General features: G+C 47.7%; 9 protein-coding genes and 2 pseudogenes. 3 read left to right on the top strand and 8 right to left on the bottom strand.

Annotated features, from left to right (window positions below):
- Positions 1-167 precede the first annotated feature (167 nt).
- The 3 genes and pseudogenes from J4N43_RS21415 to J4N43_RS21405 form a co-directional block, all read left to right on the top strand.
- Positions 168-1,211, top strand: coding sequence for a GMP reductase (locus J4N43_RS21415; protein WP_005373458.1), 1,044 nt, complete (start codon positions 168-170; stop codon positions 1,209-1,211).
- Positions 1,212-2,388: 1,177 nt separating this feature from the next.
- Positions 2,389-2,799 (top strand): TnsB C-terminal domain-containing protein, encoded by a 411-nt coding sequence (locus J4N43_RS21410; protein ID WP_225452424.1) that lies wholly within the window; start codon positions 2,389-2,391, stop codon positions 2,797-2,799.
- Between the two features lie 207 nt (positions 2,800-3,006).
- Positions 3,007-3,187: pseudogene (locus tag J4N43_RS21405) on the top strand (IS5/IS1182 family transposase); the annotation flags it as partial.
- A 364-nt stretch (positions 3,188-3,551) separates the two neighbouring features.
- Here the strand turns inward: J4N43_RS21405 and J4N43_RS21400 are convergent.
- The 8 genes and pseudogenes from J4N43_RS21400 to manA form a co-directional block, all read right to left on the bottom strand.
- Positions 3,552-6,031 (bottom strand): annotated as a pseudogene (locus tag J4N43_RS21400) (GH92 family glycosyl hydrolase).
- 89 nt (positions 6,032-6,120) lie between these two features.
- Positions 6,121-8,577, bottom strand: a complete 2,457-nt coding sequence (locus J4N43_RS21395; RefSeq protein WP_053349245.1) for a GH92 family glycosyl hydrolase — start codon at positions 8,575-8,577, stop codon at positions 6,121-6,123.
- Positions 8,578-8,649: 72 nt separating this feature from the next.
- Complete coding sequence (locus J4N43_RS21390) at positions 8,650-11,355, bottom strand: GH92 family glycosyl hydrolase (protein ID WP_062731045.1); 2,706 nt, start codon at positions 11,353-11,355, stop codon at positions 8,650-8,652.
- Positions 11,356-11,402: 47 nt separating this feature from the next.
- A complete protein-coding gene (locus J4N43_RS21385; RefSeq protein ID WP_252094177.1) occupies positions 11,403-13,823 on the bottom strand; it encodes a GH92 family glycosyl hydrolase in 2,421 nt (806 codons plus the stop codon).
- Positions 13,824-13,956: 133 nt separating this feature from the next.
- Complete coding sequence (locus J4N43_RS21380) at positions 13,957-16,788, bottom strand: GH92 family glycosyl hydrolase (protein WP_053349242.1); 2,832 nt, start codon at positions 16,786-16,788, stop codon at positions 13,957-13,959.
- 129 nt (positions 16,789-16,917) lie between these two features.
- Positions 16,918-18,318, bottom strand: a complete 1,401-nt coding sequence (locus J4N43_RS21375) for a PTS fructose transporter subunit IIBC (RefSeq protein WP_005453038.1) — start codon at positions 18,316-18,318, stop codon at positions 16,918-16,920.
- 11 nt (positions 18,319-18,329) lie between these two features.
- Complete coding sequence (locus tag J4N43_RS21370) at positions 18,330-18,770, bottom strand: PTS sugar transporter subunit IIA (protein ID WP_005436338.1); 441 nt, start codon at positions 18,768-18,770, stop codon at positions 18,330-18,332.
- 233 nt (positions 18,771-19,003) lie between these two features.
- Positions 19,004-20,221 (bottom strand): mannose-6-phosphate isomerase, class I, encoded by a 1,218-nt coding sequence (gene manA / locus J4N43_RS21365; protein WP_373924679.1) that lies wholly within the window; start codon positions 20,219-20,221, stop codon positions 19,004-19,006.
- Between the last annotated feature and the right edge of the window lie 8 nt (positions 20,222-20,229).

Genomic DNA, 20,229 nt, shown 5'->3' with positions numbered 1-20,229 from the left:
CAAATATCAGACTTGTAGGAAATAAATCACAGCCTATAATGCTGAAAACCGGAGCGTCTGCCAACGCTCCGGTTTTTTTGTGTCCGAAGAACAGTGAACTCGTCTGCCAACGAAATCACTACGCACTCTGAGATGACACATATACATATGAATCAAGGAATTACACAATGCGTATCGAACAAGAACTTAAGTTAGGTTTTAAAGATGTACTGTTTCGCCCGAAACGTTCTACCCTTAAGAGCCGTTCTCAAGTAAATTTAACCCGCGATTTTACATTCAAGCATAGTGGTCGTCAATGGTCTGGTGTGCCAGTAATCGCAGCAAACATGGATTCGGTTGGTAGCTTTGCAATGGCTAAAGCCCTGGCTGAGCATGGTGTAATGACCGCTGTTCACAAACATTACACGGTAGAAGATTGGGCTGAGTTTGCTAAATCAGCAGATAAAGTAACCATGAATAACGTTATGGTGTCTACTGGGACATCTGACGCAGACTTCCAAAAAACCAAAGACATCATGGCACTTTCAGATGAATTTATTTTCATTTGTATCGACATTGCAAATGGTTACTCAGAGCATTTGGTCGAGTATGTTGAACGCGTGCGAGCAGAGTTCCCAGACAAGGTCATTTCTGCAGGCAACGTGGTTACTGGTGATATGTGTGAAGAGCTAATCCTAGCTGGTGCAGACATCGTTAAAGTGGGTATCGGCCCAGGTTCTGTATGTACAACTCGTGTAAAAACGGGTGTTGGTTACCCGCAGCTTTCTGCAATCATCGAGTGTGGTGATGCAGCGCACGGCCTTGGTGGCATGATCGTCGGTGACGGTGGCTGTTCTTGTGCGGGTGACGTAGCGAAAGCGTTCGGCGGTGGCGCGGATTTCGTAATGCTAGGCGGGATGCTAGCGGGTCACGAAGAGTCAGGCGGCGAAGTGATCGAGAAAGACGGCGAGAAGTTCATGAAATTCTATGGCATGTCGTCGAAGAGCGCGATGGATAAGCACTCAGGTGGTGTCGCTGGCTACCGTGCGGCTGAAGGTAAAACCGTATTATTGCCATACCGTGGTAGCGTTCACGGCACTATTCAAGACATCCTTGGCGGCGTTCGCTCAACTTGTACATACGTGGGTGCAGCAAAGCTTAAAGAGCTAACCAAGCGTACTACATTCATCCGCGTTCAAGAACAAGAGAACAACGTGTTCGGTAAAGAGTAAATCGACTGAATGTAACAAGTGTAAAAGCAACCATATATTGATACTTGGTGCAACCATAATTTGATATTGCCTCTTCATAAGTCTATTGCTTTTTATGTTTATGACATTTTTGAAGAGGCAGTTTTATGTCTGCTTTACCTTCCCCTTCTACAGCCAGCCTGCTTTAACTTGAAACTGCGTTTGACACTCCTGCTCGAAACTAAACTAAATCACGTGAAAAACATACACCGTTACGTCAGTGCTAAGATGGGAAAAAGAGTCACGGTAGAATCATTTTAGAATGTGCCGCTTGTTATCATTTTGATTTCGAGCTTAGCATCGTTCGTTTTTGCTCCTAGCCGATACGGCTTTCATACTGCTTCAATAGCAAAACCCATACCTATGTTCCAGACTTTCTAGTATCAGTTTGATACCGGTGAATATACGCTGTATAAAGTAAAATCCGATATGGAGAGTTCAAAATCGGCATTTCAATGTGAATGGGAAGCAAAAGTACAAGGCGCGTTTGCGTTAGGTTTGGAGCTAGAACTGGTTACAGAGGAAGAAATACTGGATGAGGTTATCTCTAGCAACCTTAAACTTTTGCATCGATATTCCTCAAGAGATAACCGAACCACTTTCATCAAACTCTCCTTACGATGTTAAAACTGAATGGTACCCAAACAGCGAAAAGTTTAGGACATCACCTCTGTCTAAATGGAAGAAAAATATTTCCATTCCTGTGTGATTTGCTCTCTCGAAGCCTACTGAAAACAAGCTTAGAGACCTCACCTCCTCTCGAATCTGAATTGGGTTGTTATGCCTAAGAAATCGTTCTCGAGTTTTCATCGGAAGTCGGCACTTCAGCAAGAAAAGCCTGAGCCAAATGAGAGGGTGTCGATACCAGCGATGTTGATGAAGAAACATATCGAGATATATCTGCATTTCCTGACAATATAGCCACTCAAATTACTTTTCGTCTAAGCATTCTTCGTTATTTAGCACTGTAAGTGCGAAAAATCATTCCAAAGACTATTGAACCACATCGTGTTGTACTACAACGGTTATATGACAGGATTATTCCAAGTGCAATATCAATACACCGGTGGTTGGTTTTCAGAGTATCTGATTATATAGATCCAAGGAATAAAGATAAGGGTAATAGTAAAGTCTAGAACTAACATTCGTTGATGCTTTGATGAAACAAGCTGTAGAAAAAGTTATCTTTGGGCGAAAAGCGCGTATCAGAAGGGCCTACAAGCGCGTGCGAAGGCAATTACGTCAGCATAATCTGAACAATGGAACGAAGTACAAATACCCAACTTATGAATCCCTTCGGAAACGGGTTAAAAAGAAGGCCCCTTTCGAATTACTGACCGCGGAGAAGGGGGAGCGAGTCGTGAAAATAGAGTTTCGTCGGATGGGGAAAAAGATGTTGAGTTTTTACGTCTTTGAGAGGGTAGAAATAGATCATACGGTGGTGGAACGCTTTGTTGTACATGAAGAGCATTGCAAGTCATTGGGCCGGCCTTGGCTTACTCAATTAGTTGATTGTTACAGCAAAGTTGTTATTGGTTTTTACCTAGGGTTTGAACCACCTTGTAATTAGGTGGTTAAGTAAATCTCGATGTTTGCTCAGTAACTCATTAGATAAATAACCTAAGTCCGTGACTTCCATACCTACAGTTAAGATTGATTCCAATATTTCGACTGCAACTGAAGTTGAACCGCTCTTGACCAATTTAACTAACACATAATTAATATTGCTGACGGTGCGATTATGCTCAGGTGAAACATTGAGAAGTTGTTTTCTTACCAAAAGCTCTATGGTTCGAAAAAAGTGGGAACGAAAGTATGGTTACCACAGGCCTTCATCGTCGGAGACCGCTATGTATCGCGTAAAACAACTACTAGGCGCTTCACTCACGCTTCGAAATTACAACGCACAAGTTGGGGAGGCATACGCCATTATCAAAGCACTCAACACGCATACTTGAAAGAGGTTTTTGGTTATATCGATGCGACAACGTTAATAGACATGATGATTACTCCTGTTCTTACTGGTTGCACCATTAGTTTGGTACAACGGTGCTAGAAGGGAGGTGCGAAGATCACATCAAAGCTACTAAGTGCATTAAGATAGAGTTGAGACTTGAACTATCTACATATGAGATAAAATCGCAGAATTCAGCATTGGAAAGGTTCGACCGATTTTGTCAACACGCTGTCCGTTACTTCTACTCATACTAAGTGCGCCATTAGTTTGGCGCAACGAAGCTAGATAGGAGATACGTTCATCACATCAAATCCCCCTGTATTCTTCAAGCTATTTTAGCCTGAGGAATACATTTCAAGTGAAGCTTATTGAGGCGCTTTCATCGCTTCAGATTGCTCGCCCGTCATCACGAAGTGCAACTCACCACCCGGTTTGAACTCGGAATGGTCGAAGAAGAAACCGTTATCCAAAGCTTTGCCATTGATGGTGACAGACTTGATGTACATGTTGTCATCGGCGTTGTTCTCTGTGGTGATAGTGAACGTGCCGCCTTTCACCGGAATCACTGCTTTGTCGAATAGCGGACGACCCACAGTGTAAATAGGTTCTGCCGCGTTCACTTGGTAGAAGCCTAATGCAGACATCACATACCAAGCGGACATTGCGCCTACGTCTTCGTTACCAATGACGCCTTCTGGCGCTGCAAAGTACATGTCATCAAGAATGTGGTCGACGACTTGTTGTGTCTTCCATGGTTCTGCGGTCCAGTTGAATAGGTAAGGAATGTGGTGCGAAGGCTCGTTACCAAACGCAACTTGACCAATCAAACCAGACATATCCGGTGTTTCTGTGCCTTGGCTTTCTGCGGTGAAGGTTGCTTCTAGGTTCTTCTGGAACTCAGCATCGCCACCCATGATGGTTTTTAAGCCTGCGATGTCATGCGGTACAAACCAAGTCCACTGCCATGCGTTACCTTCGGTGTAGTTGCCTGTCTCGTGTTCTGTGCCGTATGGGTCGAATGGCGTCATGAAGGTTTCATCAATCATCACTGGGCGCATAAAGCCCGTTACGCCATGCTCTGCGTATTCCGTTGGGTTGTAATCGAAGTACTTCTTGTAGCCTTTTGAGCGTTCAAGGTATTGCTCTTCTGCTTGTTGAGTATCACCGGCCGCTTTGGCGATTTGTGCGATAGCCCAATCGTAGAATGCGTTTTCCAGACCGTAAGAAACAGACTCAACCGTGTAGTCTTCAAATACTGGCTCACCATCGATACGTTGGATAGCTGGCGTGAAGCCGTTTTTCTCAATGTAGTCGATGTGCTTGGTTAAAGTGCGATCCAATACGCCCTGATCCCAATCGGCTTGCAGTGCAGGGTAGTTGTTGTAAGTCGAAGAGTCGATCGCGGCTTTCAGCGCCAGGTCTTTCTCTTGTTGAGTAAACTCTTCTGGGAATTTGGTGATCGCATCCGCAATCACTGCTACCGCTGGGTAGCCGACCATGGTGCCTGTCTCGTCACCTAAGTGTTCCCACTTTGGCAGCAAGCCGCTTTCAGTGTACTTCTGAACTAGGTTCTTCGCGTATTGCACCGCGCGGGTTGGCTCTGTGATGGTTTTTAGTGGATGCAACGCACGTTGGGTATCCCATAGAGAGTAAACCGAGAAGTTTGGCTGCTCTTCTGTCGCTTGACCATAAGCGATGGAGTATTCCCCTTCACCTTCACGAATCGAGCCTTTGCCCATGCCACGGAATCGACCATCTACATCTTGATGCACCATCGGCGCAATCTTGGTGTGGTAAAGCGCGGTGTAGAAGATCTCTTTTTGATCTTCCGTGCCCCCTTCGATAGAGAAGTTGAGTGCTTTTGCCCATTTCTCGCGTGCGTTGTTACGCGCAGTATCGAAAGAGACATTTGCTTCAGCATCGTAGTTATTTTCTGCGCCTTGTGGGTCAACCGCAGATAACGCCACTTGCGCATTCAACTCTTGTGAGCCTTCATCTTCAAATTCGATGTAGGCAGTGACGTCCGCTTTGACACGCTTAACTGGATTACCTTGGTCATCGTAAATAAATTCGGAAACGTGCTCTGCCGTTAGGCCGTCAACAGGTTCGCCGTTGGCAAGGATGTAAACGTCTTTGATCTTCTTATCGAAAGTCGCATAGAAGAAGATTTTTTGGTTTTTCGCCCAACCAGAGAAGTGCGCTGCGTCGCGCTCGCCCGTGATGGTATGACCGTCTTCGCTCACCGTCAGTTTGTTGCGCAGAGAGGTCGAGCCCCAGTCACTGTTAAGGATGGAGTTGAGGTCAATCTTCAGACGTTGTGGTTGACTTTGTGGGTAGGTGTAGCGGTGGAAGCCGACACGTTCAGAAGCTGTAAGCTCAGCTTTGATACCGTTCTCTGCAATCTTCACCGAGTAGTAACCTGCTTCTGCCACTTCTGAGGTTTTGTCCATCTTGACTGAAATCGCTTCGCGGTAGTCGTCGCTGTCTTCGATGTACTTGGTTTTATCTTCGGTAAACGGCAGGAAAAGAATGTCACCTAAACCGCCCATGCCCGTGCCAGAAAGGTGAGTGTGGGAGAAGCCAAATAGAGTCTTTTTATCGAAGTGGTAACCTGATGAAGAGTGCCAGCCGATCAGCTCGGTATCTGGAGAAAGTTGCACCATGCCTTCTGGCACAACAGGACCCGGGAAGGTGTGTCCGTTAAAACCGGTACCAATGAATGGGTCGACGTATTTTAGGTTGGAAGTATCGACGCTTGGTGAGGTGTTATCGTCGTCATCGTTGCAGCCAAACCAATAACACTTGCAATCACAGCGGTGGCGATAGCGGTTTTCGTAAAGTTCATAATCTTGATTCCTTAGGCAGGAAGCGCGTCACTTCCTGCCACTGAGTTAATCTATCTGCTTATTCTTTAAATACGAATTACATAAAACGTTACTGAGCTTGAAGCGCTTCTTGCTTGTCACCCGTCATGACGAAGTGAAGCTCGCCGCCCGCTTTGATTTCGCTGTGCTTGAAGGTGAAGTTGGCATCCAGCGGTTTGCCGTTGATGGTTACAGACTTCACGTACTTGTTGTGTGGGCTGTTATTGTCTGCGATGACTGTGAACTTGCCGCCTTCCACTGGAATGGTGATTTCATCAAACATAGGACGACCGATGGTGTACACCGGATCCGCAGGCGTCACTTGGTAGAAGCCCATTGCCGACATCAAGTACCAAGAGCTCATCTGACCCACGTCTTCGTTACCAATCAAGCCAGTTGGCTCGCTGGTGTACATCTCTGACATGATGCGGTCTAGGTACTCTTGCGCTTTCCATGGCTCATCCGTTAGCGCGTATAGGTAAGGAATGTGATGTGATGGCTCGTTACCGTGCATGTACTGACCGATGTAACCCGTTAGGTCTGGTAGCTCTTCGCCTGTGTTTGAAGAACGCGCGTTGAATAGCTCGTCCAAGTCTTCACGGAAGGCTTTCTCTGGCGTGGTGTCTTTGCCTTGCGCCAAGTCTGCTTGGTAGATTTCTTGTTTCAGACGGTTGAAATCGTGCATTGGTTGGAACTTCCATTGCCACGCGTTCCCTTCGGTGTAGGCAAACTCGTCCACGTAGTAAGGGTCAAATGGTAGCAGTGGGCATTTCTCTTTCATCACACCTGAGCCTTCAGGCCATTCAACCATTTCACACTCATCCAAACGATCTTCATCAATCGGTTGGTTGAACTCCAAAGGCGGTTTGTTTGGTGATGAGCTTAGCGGGTGGTTTTTCGGACGTAAGAAGCCCGTCTCTGCATCCCAATGGTTAAGCCAGTTGTCGGCACGAGTCATAAACTCTTCTTGCAGTTTTACATCGCCAGCCATGCGCGCGATTTCTGCCATTGCCCAGTCGCCATATGCAAACTCAAGCGTGTAAGACGCACTGTTCCAGTAACCGTGATGAACAAAGCCGTTTTCTTCGTACACCTTCACTTGCACAACGTTTGCTGCGCCGATGTTGTTGTCTTCTGTCCAATCTGGGAATTCAGATGCCTCGTGGTAACGCACCGTAAACTCAGCCGCTTCTTTGGCAAGTTGTGGGTCGATGTCTAAGCCTTTCGCCATCGCGTCAGCAATGATAGAAACCGCAGGGAAGCCGATCATAGTGCCCGTATAATGGCTGTGCAGTTCCCATTTCGGCAGAATGCCACCGTCTTCGTATTTACGAATCAGGTCGTTGGCAAACTCTTCGGCACGTTCTGAGTCGATAATGGTTTTCAGTGGATGCGCTGCGCGGAAAGTATCCCACATGGAGTACACGGAGTAGTTTGGCGTATCGCCCGCGTCTTTTTGAATGCGAGTACGCATCGCAGGGTATTGACCGTCGACATCTTGGAAAATCATTGGCGCGATAGAGGCGTGGTAAAGCGCAGTATAGAAGATCTCTTTCTGATCTTCCGTGCCGCCAGATACCATCATGCGGCTGAGCTCTTGGTGCCATGCATCGTTGGCTTGAGCGCGCGCAGTATCAAATGACACGTCTTTCGCTTCTGCTTCTAGGTTCTTCTCTGCACCTTCTGTGCCTGTTGGTGACAAGCCTACTTGGATTTCTAGCGGTGTTGATGATGGTGCGAATTCTAGGTAAGCGATGGTTTTCACTGCGTCGATGTTGTCGTTGTTTACATCGATTTCCGTTTCTGCGCCGTCAACTAGAGCAATGGCTTTGACGATAGGTTGGTTGAAGGTGGCGTAGAAGTAGACGTGTTGGTTGTTCGCCCAACCGTTCGAGCTACGTAAACCGCGAATGGTGTAAGCGTCGATGAACTCTAAATCACCCTTCATGGTGCGGTTGTTGAAGTGACCTTTGTTGAGAGTGTGGTCTAAATCGAACTTGATGTGTGGCGTGGTGCCTTCTTTGAAGGTGTAGCGGTGGAAGCCAACACGTTGCGTGGTAGTTAGCTCAGCTTTGATCTCGCCTTTGTTCAGTTCAACCGCGTAGTAGCCCGCTTCTGCGGTTTCGTTGTCTTTATCGAAGGTGTTGAAAACGGCGTTTTCTTTCTTGGTGAAAGGCAGAACTAAGATGTCACCAAGGTCGGTAATGCCTGTGCCAGAAAGGTGAGTGTGGGAAAAACCATACACTGGGATTTCAGTCAGTTTGCCGTGGTCGAAGTAACCTGCGGCAGAGCCCCAACCTTCCATTTCGGTATCAGGAGATAGTTGTACCAAACCATAAGGCACAACCGCCCCTGGGAAGGTGTGACCATCTGCGCCTGTACCAATCAATGGATTGACGTATTGAGTTAGTGTGGTGTCGAGGGATGGAGTACCAGATTTGCTGTTGTCGTCATCACTGTTACAACCAGCAAGACCAAACATGGCAGCGAGTATAGCGGTAGAGATAAGAGTTCTTTTTAGTTTCATTTTTATGGTTCCACTGAAGTGAAGTTTTTTAGGGGGCTAGATGCCCCCTTTCGTTATTTGGATAGGTATCGGTTATTGCGCTTTCATCGCTTCAGATTTGTCTGAAGTCATAACGAAATGCAGTTCACCACCGTCTTTCAAATCGCTGTGCGCGAAGCTGAAGTTGTCACTCAATTGTTTGCCGTTGATGGTCACCGACTTCACGTAGATGCTCTCTTGGCTGTTATATTCTGAGGTGATGGTGAATTTACCGTCCGCGACTGGAATCACGGCTTTGTCGAACAGAGGACGACCGATGGTGTAGCTTGCTTCTCCCGGAGTGACTTGATAGAAGCCCAATGCAGACATCACATACCACGCCGACATCTGACCGACGTCTTCGTTACCAATCAGACCTTCATGCGTTGGGTGGTAGAACTCGTTCATCGCTTGGTCGACAATTTCTTGTGTCTTCCATGGCTCTGCTGTCCAGTTGTATAGGTAAGGTACGTGGTGATCTGGCTCGTTCCCCATCACGAACTGACCGATATAGCCTGACATGTCGTGTGACTGGCTTGTATCGGCGTTGGAGTCCGCATTAAACAGCGCATTCAAGTTGGCTAAGAATGCCGCTTTGCCTTGTTCGGTTACGTCTTCAGGAAGAGAGAAGTCAGTGCGGTCGATGTGCTCGCCGCCCATCACGTTGGCCAGACCGTTCAAGTTGTGCGGTGCAAACCATGTCCATTGCCATGTGTTGCCTTCGGTAAAGTCTTCACCACGGTGCTCAGCACGGTAAGGCCAGAACACATCGCTTTCGTTGAGTGCTTTGCGGTCTTTACAGGCGTTGTAGTCCATACCGTCTGGGATAGACAGCGCCATGTTCTCGTCCAAACATTCGGCTTTCAGGTTGTTTGCCCAAACCTTGCTGCCACTGTTCATGTAAGCCGGACGCATAAAGCCCGTCGCACCCAATGCGTTGCCTTTGGTGTCTTGCAACTTGCCGTATTGTTCTGGGTTGTAATCGAAGTAGTTCTTGAACGATTCAGAGCGTGCCATGTAGCGGTCGTACTGCTGGTCGTTGCCCGCAAGTTTAGCGATCTGAGCGATACACCAGTCGTAGTAAGCGTTCTCAAGACCGTAAGACACCGATTCGTTCACAAGCTCGTCGTACTTATCGACTTTTAAGCCTTCTACGTAACCCGGTTTGTCACCAGAATCCGGCGCCCATTTGGTGTTAGCTGGAATAAAGCCGACGTCTTCTTGGTAGTCGTTATGACGCGTCATGACCGTAAAGCGTTTGTCACCGTTCCAAGCGTCTTGGTAAGGCACCCAGCTTTCAGTTTTATCAAGATTGAAGTTGACAGTTTCGTCAGCGGCTTTCAACGCCAAATCAAACTCAGCTGCGGTAACGGCTTCTGGGTGTTTGACCATGATATCGGCAATAACCGAAACCGCAGGATGACCGACCATTTCACCAGTGTAATCCGAGTGCAGTTCCCATTTTGGCAGCACACCACCCGTTTGGTATTTGTTCAATAGATCGCGTGCGTGTTCAATCGCGCGGTCTTTATCGATGATGGTTTTCAGTGGGTGTGCGGCGCGGAAGGTATCCCACATTGAGTACACTGAGTAGTTCACTAAGCCATCTTCTGCTTGGTGCACTTTGCCATCCATGCCACGGTATTTGCCATCCACGTCTTGGTATAGGAATGGAGCAACAAACGTACGGTAGAGCGAGGTGTAGAACATGGTCTTGTCAGCTTTGTTGCCGCCTTCCAGTTCAAACTCGCCAAGGATGTTTTCCCAAGCCACGCGGTTTTGTTGTACGACGTTGTCGAAATCCCAACCGTTGGTGTCTGCTTCTAGGTTTTTCAGGGCGCCGTCAACGCCAGTGCCAGAAATCGCTACTTTGACGACCAATGGCTCATCGCTCTTGCCAAAGTTCAAATGAGTCAGGACATCGTTTGCGCGTTTTGCCAAACGTTCAGGGTCAGGTTCCGGTTCGCCCGGCATTGGTTTGTGCTCTGCGTAGCCGCGGTAATCTTCCAAGCCGACTTCAGTAGCGTCAGTTGGAGTCAGTTTGCTCTCAGAAGCCAGCTTGGTGTACAGATTCTCTTCAATGATTGGATCAGAGAATTCTGCCGCGAAGAACACAGTTTGCCATTGACCCCATTCGTTTGAGGTACGCGCGCCTACGACTGTGGTGTCGTTAACGCGTTTGTAGTAGATACTGCGAGAGTGGTTGCCGTATTGTTCCAACAGTTCGTGTTGCAGGTCGATACGTACTTTGCGATCTTCACCCGGTTTGAAGGTGTAACGCTGGAACGCCACGCGGTCGGTTGCCGACAGTTCAGCTTTTACGCCAGTTTCTACAAGGTCAACCGAGTAGTAACCAACTTCTGCCACTTCCGAGCTTTTATCCATGGTCACGGCATCGGTATTGAAGCCTGTGTATGGCAAGAAGGCGAAGTCATTTAGGTCGCCTTTACCTGCGCCAGAAATGTGAGTCATTGAGAAGCCAGAAAGCAAGCTGTGCACAGGATCGTATTCAACAGGCGAGCCTTTGCCATTCCAACCGTTTGGATCGAAGTTATCTGGTGAAGGTTGAATCATACCTTCTGGCATAACTGGAGACGGGTTAACGTTGCCAAGACCTTTAGTGCCGATCAAGGTATCAACGAATTCCAAAGTAGGGGTAGAGATAACTGGAGTTTCCGGATCAGAGTCGCTGCCACAACCAGCAAGACCAAGCATGGCGGTTAACACTGCGGTAGAGAGTAGGGTTCTTTTTAGTTTCATTGTTTTTATTCCACGAGAAAAGGGGACACGAGGTCCCCTCAAAATCATTATTCGCCTAGGTTGGCTTGCATTGCTTCAGACTTGTCTGCTGTCATCACGAAGTGCAGTTCGCCGCCTGCTTTGAATTCGCTGTGCTGGAAGGTGTTGTACACATCCAGAGGCTTACCGTTGATGGTCACTTCTTTGATGTACATGTTGTCTGGACCGTTGTTCTCAGCCGTTACCGTGAAGGTGCCAGAGCCAATGTCTACCGTCGCTTTGTCGAAGATTGGACGACCGATGCTGTAGGTTGGATCGGTTGGCGAGATTTGGTAGAAGCCCAGTGCCGACATCAAGTACCACGCCGACATTTGACCTACGTCTTCGTTACCGATGATGCCGTCTGGTGTCGGTTTGTAGAACTGGTCGTAAACTTGGTCTAGGTATTCCTGCGCCTTGTAAGACTCTTCAGTACGGTTGTACAAGTAGATGACGTGGTGCGAAGGCTCGTTACCGTGAATGTACTGACCGATGTAGCCTGTCATGTCTTGGTGCGCTTCGCCGCCATTTGGATCGGCAGTAAATAGGTTGTTCAGCTTGTCGTTCAGACCTTGTGTGCCGCCCATGATTTCAGTCAGCTTGTCCAAGTCTTGCATGAACGCCCATTGCCACTGCCACGCGTTGCCTTCTGTGTAGTAGAACGCGTCAGACTTGTAAGGGTCGAAATCAGTAGAAGCGTATTTCAGCGCACATGGGTCGCCTTCTTTCAGTTCTGTCGGTACGAAGAAGCCCGTGCCGTCTGCGTTACCTGCTTTCGCATCCCAGTGTTTCAAAGAGTTGTAAGAACGAGCTTTGAACTCTTCATACGCGTCCATATCGCCAGCGGCTTTCGCCATTTCTGCGATCGTCCAATCGTAGAATGAGAATTCCAACGAGTACGACACTGAGTTCCAGTTCGGGTAGCGAACACACTGTTCTTTCTCGTGGTAGTTCAACTGGCCAGCCATAAGTGAGCTTAGGATGTCGTCATGAATCTGTGGGTACTCATGCGGTGTGTAGCGAGCTGATTTCACTGATGCGGTGTAAGCCTGCTCTGCATCAATCAAGCCTTTGGTCACCGCATCGCCCAGAATCGCTGCTGATGGGTAGCCGATCATGGTGCCGGTCTCTGAGCCGTGACCTTCCCATTTCGGCAATAGACCAAACTCGTCGTTGGATTTACGAATCAAGTCTTTCACGTATAGCGTTGCTTGGTCTGGGTCGATGATGGTCCACATTGGGTGAACCGCGCGGAACGTATCCCACGTTGAGTAAATCGAGTAGTTTGGTGTGTCGCCATCTTTCAGTGTGCGCACCGTGCCAAGCATATCCACGTATTGACCATCCACATCGTAAAACTCGATTGGTGCGATCATCATGTGGTACATGCCAGTGTAGAAGTTGGTTTTCTCTGCGTCAGTGCCGCCTTCTACTTTGATTTTCGCTAGCTTCTCAGCCCACGCGTATTCTGCGTCTTCTTTCACTTTTGCTAGGTCGAAACTTGGTGCTTCTGCTTCTAAGTTTTTCTGTGCGCCTTGCCAGTTAACTGGAGAGATACCGACGCGGATTTCAATTGGCTCTTCGCCTGTGCCGAAGTTTAGGTAAGCGGTCAGATCATCGCCTGAGTAAACCGCACCATTGCGCATTTCGCGAGTTGGTTCTTTGTCTTGTTCACCCAATAGTGCTTTGGTGATTGGTTGGTTGAATTTCGCGTAGAAGAAGATGTCCTGACCTTGATGATCTTGCCCTTGGAACCAGCCTGTTGAGGTTTTACGACCGCGAATGGTGTATTCGTCCACCACTTCTACTTTGTTCTTCAAAGACTTGCCGTTGTTGTTCATTAGGGTATGACCCAAATCGAACTTCACGTTGCGATCCGCGCCATCAGCAAAGGTGTATTTGTGTAAACCAACGCGTTTGGTTGCGCTCAGTTCTACTTCGATTTGACCTTGGTTTAGCTTGGTTTTGTAGTAGCCTGCGCTTGCTTCTTCATTGGCTTTGTCGAAAGAGTTCAGTTGTGTGTTCGCCATGTCTGCGTATGGCAGAACCAAGATGTCGCCTAAGTCCGTTGCGCCTGTACCTGAAAGGTGAGTATGGGAGAAGCCGTACAGCGGAACGTCAGTGTTAACTACTTCGCCAGTTTCGTAGTTGGATGAATCCCAGTAGCCAGAAGCCGAGTGCCAAGGGTTAAGTCCTGATTCATGGTCTGTGTTAGAACCGATGAAAGTATCTGGAGACAGTTGAACCATACCTGCCGGTACCGTCGCGCCCGGGAATGTATGACCAGAAGCTACTGTGCCGATCATAGGATCGACGTATTTCAACACCGCGAGATCAACAATTGGATCGCCAGGCAGTGAAGAGGAAGAATCGTTGTCGCTGTTACAGCCAGCCAAGCCACCCGTCAGACCAACCAGGATAGCCAAAGAGATAAGATTACGTTTAAACATGTGCATACCGTTTTGTCGTTATTCGTATATAAAAAGTGTTTATAAGAGACTGTTTATAAAGAACTGCTTATAAAATTTGCTTGTAGGGATAGCCGGGAGATGCGCTCTCCCGGCTGAGTTGTCACTATTGGGATTAACGAGAACCCGCTGGCATCTCGTCTTCATGCAAGAACTCACCGATGCCTTGTGCTGGTGGAAGATCTTGCTCTAGAGAGCCCCAACGTTGATTTGGTTTGTCGCCCATCACGAACTCCAACTCACCGCCGTACATGATTTCGTCATGAGTCAGGTAAGTGCGGTTGAAGTCTTTGCCGTTGTAGCGAGCCGATTGAATGAAGATGTTTTCGCGGCTAACGTTCTTCGCGGTCACCGTGAACTTCTGGTTGTTGCCGACATCGATAGACGCGCTTTCAAACAGCGGAGTACCGATTTCGTAGATGCCAGAAGAAGCATTTACTGGGTAGAAGCCAAGTGCACGGAACACGAACCACGCAGAGAGCGTACCGAAGTCGTCGTTACCACAAATGCCGTCAGCGGTGTTCTTGTAGCAAATGTTGGTTGCTGCGGCGATGGCTGCCTGACCTTTCCAAGGTTGACCGACGTAGTTGTACAAGTACGGCACGTGGATATCTGGTTCGTTACCTTGTACGTGCTGACCAACGTTACCTGTGTTGAACACTGGGAATTGGTTGTCGCCTGCGTTGCGGTCTGGGTAGGTTGACCAGTACTCATCCAAGCGAGCTGCGAACAAGTCACCGCGTTCTGCTTCAGGATTTTGTGTCTTGTCGAAGCGTGTCATCAGGTCAATCAAGCCATGAATGTCGTGCTGAACACTGAACGAGTATTGCCAGCTGTTCGACTCAGAGAATGCCCAGTTGAACATGTCTGGACGCCAGTCTTTACCAACCGCGCGACCGGTGATTGGGTCTACCCAACCTGCGTCGATAAACTCGCCATCGTAGTCACGGGCTTTGAACCAACCTTGGTATTGCTTACCGCCGAAGTCGAATTGCGCTTGCCAGTTTTTAGAACGGTTAGCGAACTCGTTGTAGCGTGGATCTTCTTCACCGAAGACTTCCTTGATCGATTGTGCGATTGCCCAGTCGTTCATTGAGTATTCAAGCGAGTAAGATGCTGTCCAAGAATCTTTAAATGGTGAGTGACCGCCGTAAGAATCTGGTGGAGTGTCGTGCAATTGCGCTGGTACGTAACCTTGTTCCTCGTACTCTTTGATCCATGCTACGCCTTGGCTCGTTGCGGCGCGCGCGTCAGTGATCATCGCTTCAACTAAACGTTCTTTAACGTCTTTGCGCTCCGCTTCTGTGAAGCCAAGATCGATCATGCGTTTTTCTAGTGAGCCTTTCGACAACACATCATGAATCACAGGCGTTGAGTGCATGCCCATCATCATGCCAGTTTCGTTGCCTTTGAATGTCCACTCAGGCAGGCGACCTTTGCGCACGTTGCCTTTGTCATCTACCCATTCTTCTTCGGCGTAAGACAGCATAGACAGCACGACGTCTGCTAAGCGGTCTGGCTCAAGAATCGAAGACAGCGGTTGAACTGCGCGGTAGGTATCCCATAACGAGAAAGTGTCGTAGCGCGTGAAGTCTGCTTTGCCATCTTTGTTAGCATCGGCAGTGCGGATCGACTCTTTCAGCGTATCAATCTTATCGCCCCAAGGTGTGTTGCCATCTGGGTAAGCGTTACGACCTTGGTGAACTTGGCGGTAGCGACCATCTAAGTCAGAGTGAATGGTTTGACCTAGGTACGAGTGGTACATCGCGGTGTAGAAGGTCTGTTTGTAATCTTCGTCGCCAGAGACTTGGATCTTGCCGAGTTCGTCTTCCCATTTCTTCGTTGCCGCTTCGCGTACTTGGTCGAAGTTCATGCCCGCAACTTCTGTCATGTTAAGAGAAGCACCAGACTTGCCATTCTCGCCGATTTCAACGTTTGATAGCGCCAATTTCGCTTCAACCGTTAAGCCGTCTTTGGATGTGTCGAACTCAACGTAAGCGCGTGCGTATTGATACTTGCCACGTGTTTCGTTACCGATTTCCGTAATGCCTTCTGGCACGTCCATGTAACGACCTTGCTCTTTATCGTAGTAAGCAAAGCGAACGTTTTTGATTGGTTGGTCGAATTCCATCACGAAGAATTCTTTTTGGCTTGGTGCCCAGCCGTCAGAGAAACGGTGACCTTCAAGACGGTTATTGTCTTTGTCCCATTTCAAGTAAGAATCAGAGGTGTAGTCCCAGTTAATTTTGAAGCCAGTGTTCACGATGATTTCTGACTTCTCATCACGAGGGAAGGTGTAACGGTGTACACCAACGCGATCTGACGCCGTCAACTCAGCTTTGATGTCGTAATCCAATAGATCGACTTTGTAGTAGCCTGCCGTCGCTTGCTCGTCACGATGTTGGAAGCGAGACGCTTCTAGGTTTAGCGTTGCCGAACCTTCATCAATCATGTAATCCGAACGCGAGTTGATTGGCATGACGAGAATGTCGTTCAAGTCGCCAGCACCTGCTCCGGAAAGGTGGGTATGAGAGAAACCGGAAGTACGTGCGTCGTGGTAGTAGTAGCCTGAAATGTATTCCCAGCCGTTAGAACCGTTGTTTGGAGAAAGCTGCACCATGCCGTGTGGTGTGGTTGCACCAGGGTAGGTGTTGCCTAGGTTACCTGTGCCGATGAATGGGTTGACGTAGCGTGTTACGTCCATATCGGCGAAATCTACCGGAATGTGAACGCCCATGTCGATTTCAGGTGTTTCTGGGTTTGGCTTGTCATCGCAGTCGCCATCGCCAACTGGAGGACATACTGGCTTGCCGCCGTCAGGAATATCCGGCAGTGCAGGGTTGGTGTCACCGCCTTCATAAATGTTGGTTGTGTCATCGTTACAGCCAGTCAGACCGACTAGACCACTGAGAACTGCGCAAGCGAGTAGGGAAGGTTTGAATTTCATTTTTAAAGCCTTGTAAATTGTAGGGTTATGTAATTAAAAAAATCAGGGGTATTACTAAAACTTAAAAACTTAAAAACTTGAAATAGAGCCCTTTGGGGGAAAGGGCTCTTAGGGGGAGGAGCTTAAGGTTTAAGCTTTCACAAGAGTCGCTGCGTTACGCATCGCTTCTTTCGTTGAACACTCAACAACGTTTGCTTTTGCAAAGCGGTGAGCGTCTTTTACTTGGATATCGTGAGCTAGAATAACCAGCTTCGCGTTTGCTACATCTAGGTCAGTGATGCGGTTCTGGATACCGTTTTGACCTTGAGTTTCTACTTTGATTTTCAGACCTGCTGCTGCACCTGCTTTCTCTAGTGCTTTCGCTGCCATGAATGTGTGTGCTACGCCAGATGGGCAACATGTTACTGCTACGATGTCGTACTCGCCTTCGCCTGCTGCTGGAGCCGCTTGAGCTTGTGCAGGTGCTGCTTCAACGATCTCGTCTTCTGCTTCTTCTTCAGCAACTGGTTTCCAGAAGCCAACGATAACTGCTGTTGTTAGTGAGCCTAGTGCGATACCCACAACGTACATTGGGATGTTGCTTGATACAGGAGCTGTGATTAGACCGCCCCATGGTGCGTGTAGCAGTACGTCTGTTAGGAAGCCGAACACACAGCCAACGATACCACCAGCAACGATTGAAGGAAGAACGCGTACAGGGTCGTTTGCTGCGAATGGGATAGCACCTTCAGAGATACCGATAGAACCCATGATTGCTGCTGCTTTACCTGCTTCTTGCTCTTGCTTAGTGAACTTCTTCTTGAATAGGAATGTTGCTAGTGCCATACCTAGAGGAGGCGTACAGATTGCGATACCAACACCACCCATTAGCCATGGTTGAGTATCAACTTGAGTTTGAGCGAATAGCGTTGCTACTTTGTTGATTGGACCGCCCATATCGAATGCAGTCATACCACCAAGAATCGTACCTAGAACCACTTTAGAAGCGCCAGCCATAGAAGCTAGGAATTCGTTCATAGACGCCATGAAGATCTTGATTGGCTCGCCGATACCCCATAGAACGATACCTGCAGAGATAAGCGTACCTAGTAGAGGGTAGATGAAGTAAGCGCCCAACGCAGTCATGTTAGCAGAAAGAGGGATCTTCTTAAGTTGGAATACTACACCACCTGCGATGAAACCCGCTACGATACAACCAAGGAAGCCGCCGCCCATGTCAGCCATGATGCCAGAAGAGATCATCGCTGGTGCTAGTGCTGGTTTGTCTGCAATTGAGTAACCAATGAAGCCACCAAGAATAATTGGGAACAGCACCAGACCTTTAATACCGATATTAGAAATATCAGCCAATAAACCGTCCGCAGGAACCGCACCTTTACCTGATGCCATTACCGCTAGCGCCAGTAGTACACCACCCGCAACGATAAATGGAAGCATGTGAGAAGTACCGAATAAAAGGTGACCTTTCATGGTACTTAGGATTTTTTTGAAATCGCTATTATTACTAGCTTGAGCTGTGATTGTACTCATAATTTCACGCCTTATGAATTAATTAAAATATTTAGTATTTGGTTTTCGTCTTTTGCGTTATGAATATCTTCAATAAACTCTTCGCTAAATTTACCGAATAATTCTTGAAGAACATAAATATGGTGGTCGGCACCGTTATCTGGTGAGGCAATCATGAAGAATACGGTCGGTTTGACTCCCTCTTCGTCGCCATACTCGATGCCTTCGCGCTTTACGCCAACAGCGATTGCAGGCTCTGTAACCGCTTTGCTTTTTGCGTGTGGGTAAGCGATGCCGTCCATTGAAGTTACGCTTAATGCTTCGCGCGCTTCGATGTCGGTTAAAAAAGCCTCTTTGCTGCTGATTCGATTATTTTCGAATAGCATTTGCGCTAGCTCTTCAAAGACTTCTTTTTTATTATTTGCTTGAAGGTTGCCTTTAATTAAATTGACGTTTGTTAGTTCTGTAATCATTTTTTGACTCATTGGTACTGAAGTAATGAGGCAAATTTAATTAATGTTACGGTTTTCTGAAATAGTAAAAAAAAACCAATAACTATATTTTTGTATCACACAAGCTTAAGTGTGATTTAGCTCTCCAATATATCAATATAAAACTAGGATGAATGAATATCAAAAGCCAATAACGGCGGTTATTGGCTGAACTATAAAATGTAACAGTATGAAGGAAGCTTAATTAGCGTTCACTAACTGTGAGCGCGCGCAACACGACCTTCACAATCCAAAGTGACCTGTTTTGCGTAAGCCGGAATGAAAACTGATTGTCCTTTTTCAACCACGCATGTTTCACCGTTTGCGTGAGTTAGCACAAGTTTGGTATCCAGAGGCATAAGGATCTCAGCGGTTTGAACTTCTAGAGTACGCTGGTGAGCTTGTTTAACGATGGCGAATTTGAAATCGTCCACAGGAATTGGGTATTCCAACATATCGTCGATTTCAGTCGGTGCAAGCAATAGGCTGTCGAATGGCTTCTCATTGAAGCGTGTACATGCAACAAGCTCTTTCACGTCCATGTATTTTGGTGTCAGACCTGCGCGCAGTACGTTGTCTGAGTTTGCCATGATCTCAAGACCTGTACCTTTTAAGTAAGCGTGTGGCGTTTCTGCATCCAAGAACATAGCATCACCCGGTTGTAGGGTAATCACATTAAGCATCAGTGGTGCAAACAAACCAATATCGCCAGGGTATTGCTTCTCTAGCTCAAGAATAAGGTTGAACAGAGGTAAGTCGGTGATGCGAGCTTGAGCCAATAGCACCGTCAACGCCATCTCTTTCTGTTCGCCCTCTAGTGACAGTAGACCCGAGAAGAAGGTCGCCAAGCCCGTTGGCGTTTGGTTTGCGATTAGATCATCTACCAAACCTTGTAGCTCAGGAATCGCCAGCTCAGAGAAGAAGCTGATGATTTCACTTGTTGGGCGGAATCCATTCATCGCTTGGTATTCGGTTAGCGCGTAAACCAATTCTGGTTTGTGGTTTGGATCTTTGTAGTTACGGTTTGCAGCGGTTAGGGGAATGCCTTGTTTTTCTTCCAGTGCAAAACCTAGTTCTGCTTGTTGCTTGTTTGGGTGCACCTGAATCGACAGCGCTTTCTCAGCGGCAAGCACTTTAAACAGGTATGGAAGTTCACCAAAACGGTTTGCGACTTCTTCACTCAGAAAAGCATTCATGTCTTGAGCAATCAGTGAAGAGAGTTTGGTCTCCTTGCCGTTCACCATCACCACTGAGCAACCGTTTGGATGCGCGCCCATCCATACTTCTGCTTGTGGTTCGCCCGTTGGGTTTTCAATGCCAAACAGTTGGTTAACAGAAGTAGTACTGCCCCAAGCGTAGTTTTGAATCACGTTGTTCATCAGGAAAAACGTCGGATGCGCAGCTTGAGTTTGAATCGTTTGTGTATCGGACATCGTTAAAT

It is taken from the genome of Vibrio sp. SCSIO 43009 (genome assembly GCF_023716525.1).
Classification (GTDB): domain Bacteria; phylum Pseudomonadota; class Gammaproteobacteria; order Enterobacterales; family Vibrionaceae; genus Vibrio; species Vibrio alginolyticus.
This window is presented reverse-complemented; position numbering and strand designations above follow the sequence as displayed.

Bases quoted from the DNA above. Each gene is read 5' to 3' on its own strand.
- J4N43_RS21415 (WP_005373458.1), top strand. From the start codon at position 168: ATGCGTATCGAACAAGAACTTAAGTTAGGTTTTAAAGATGTACTGTTT.
- J4N43_RS21375 (WP_005453038.1), bottom strand. From the start codon at position 18,318: ATGAGTACAATCACAGCTCAAGCTAGTAATAATAGCGATTTCAAAAAA.
- J4N43_RS21370 (WP_005436338.1), bottom strand. From the start codon at position 18,770: ATGATTACAGAACTAACAAACGTCAATTTAATTAAAGGCAACCTTCAA.
- J4N43_RS21395 (WP_053349245.1), bottom strand. From the start codon at position 8,577: ATGAAACTAAAAAGAACTCTTATCTCTACCGCTATACTCGCTGCCATG.
- J4N43_RS21385 (WP_252094177.1), bottom strand. From the start codon at position 13,823: ATGTTTAAACGTAATCTTATCTCTTTGGCTATCCTGGTTGGTCTGACG.
- J4N43_RS21380 (WP_053349242.1), bottom strand. From the start codon at position 16,788: ATGAAATTCAAACCTTCCCTACTCGCTTGCGCAGTTCTCAGTGGTCTA.
- J4N43_RS21410 (WP_225452424.1), top strand. From the start codon at position 2,389: ATGAAACAAGCTGTAGAAAAAGTTATCTTTGGGCGAAAAGCGCGTATC.
- manA (WP_373924679.1), bottom strand. From the start codon at position 20,221: ATGTCCGATACACAAACGATTCAAACTCAAGCTGCGCATCCGACGTTT.
- J4N43_RS21390 (WP_062731045.1), bottom strand. From the start codon at position 11,355: ATGAAACTAAAAAGAACCCTACTCTCTACCGCAGTGTTAACCGCCATG.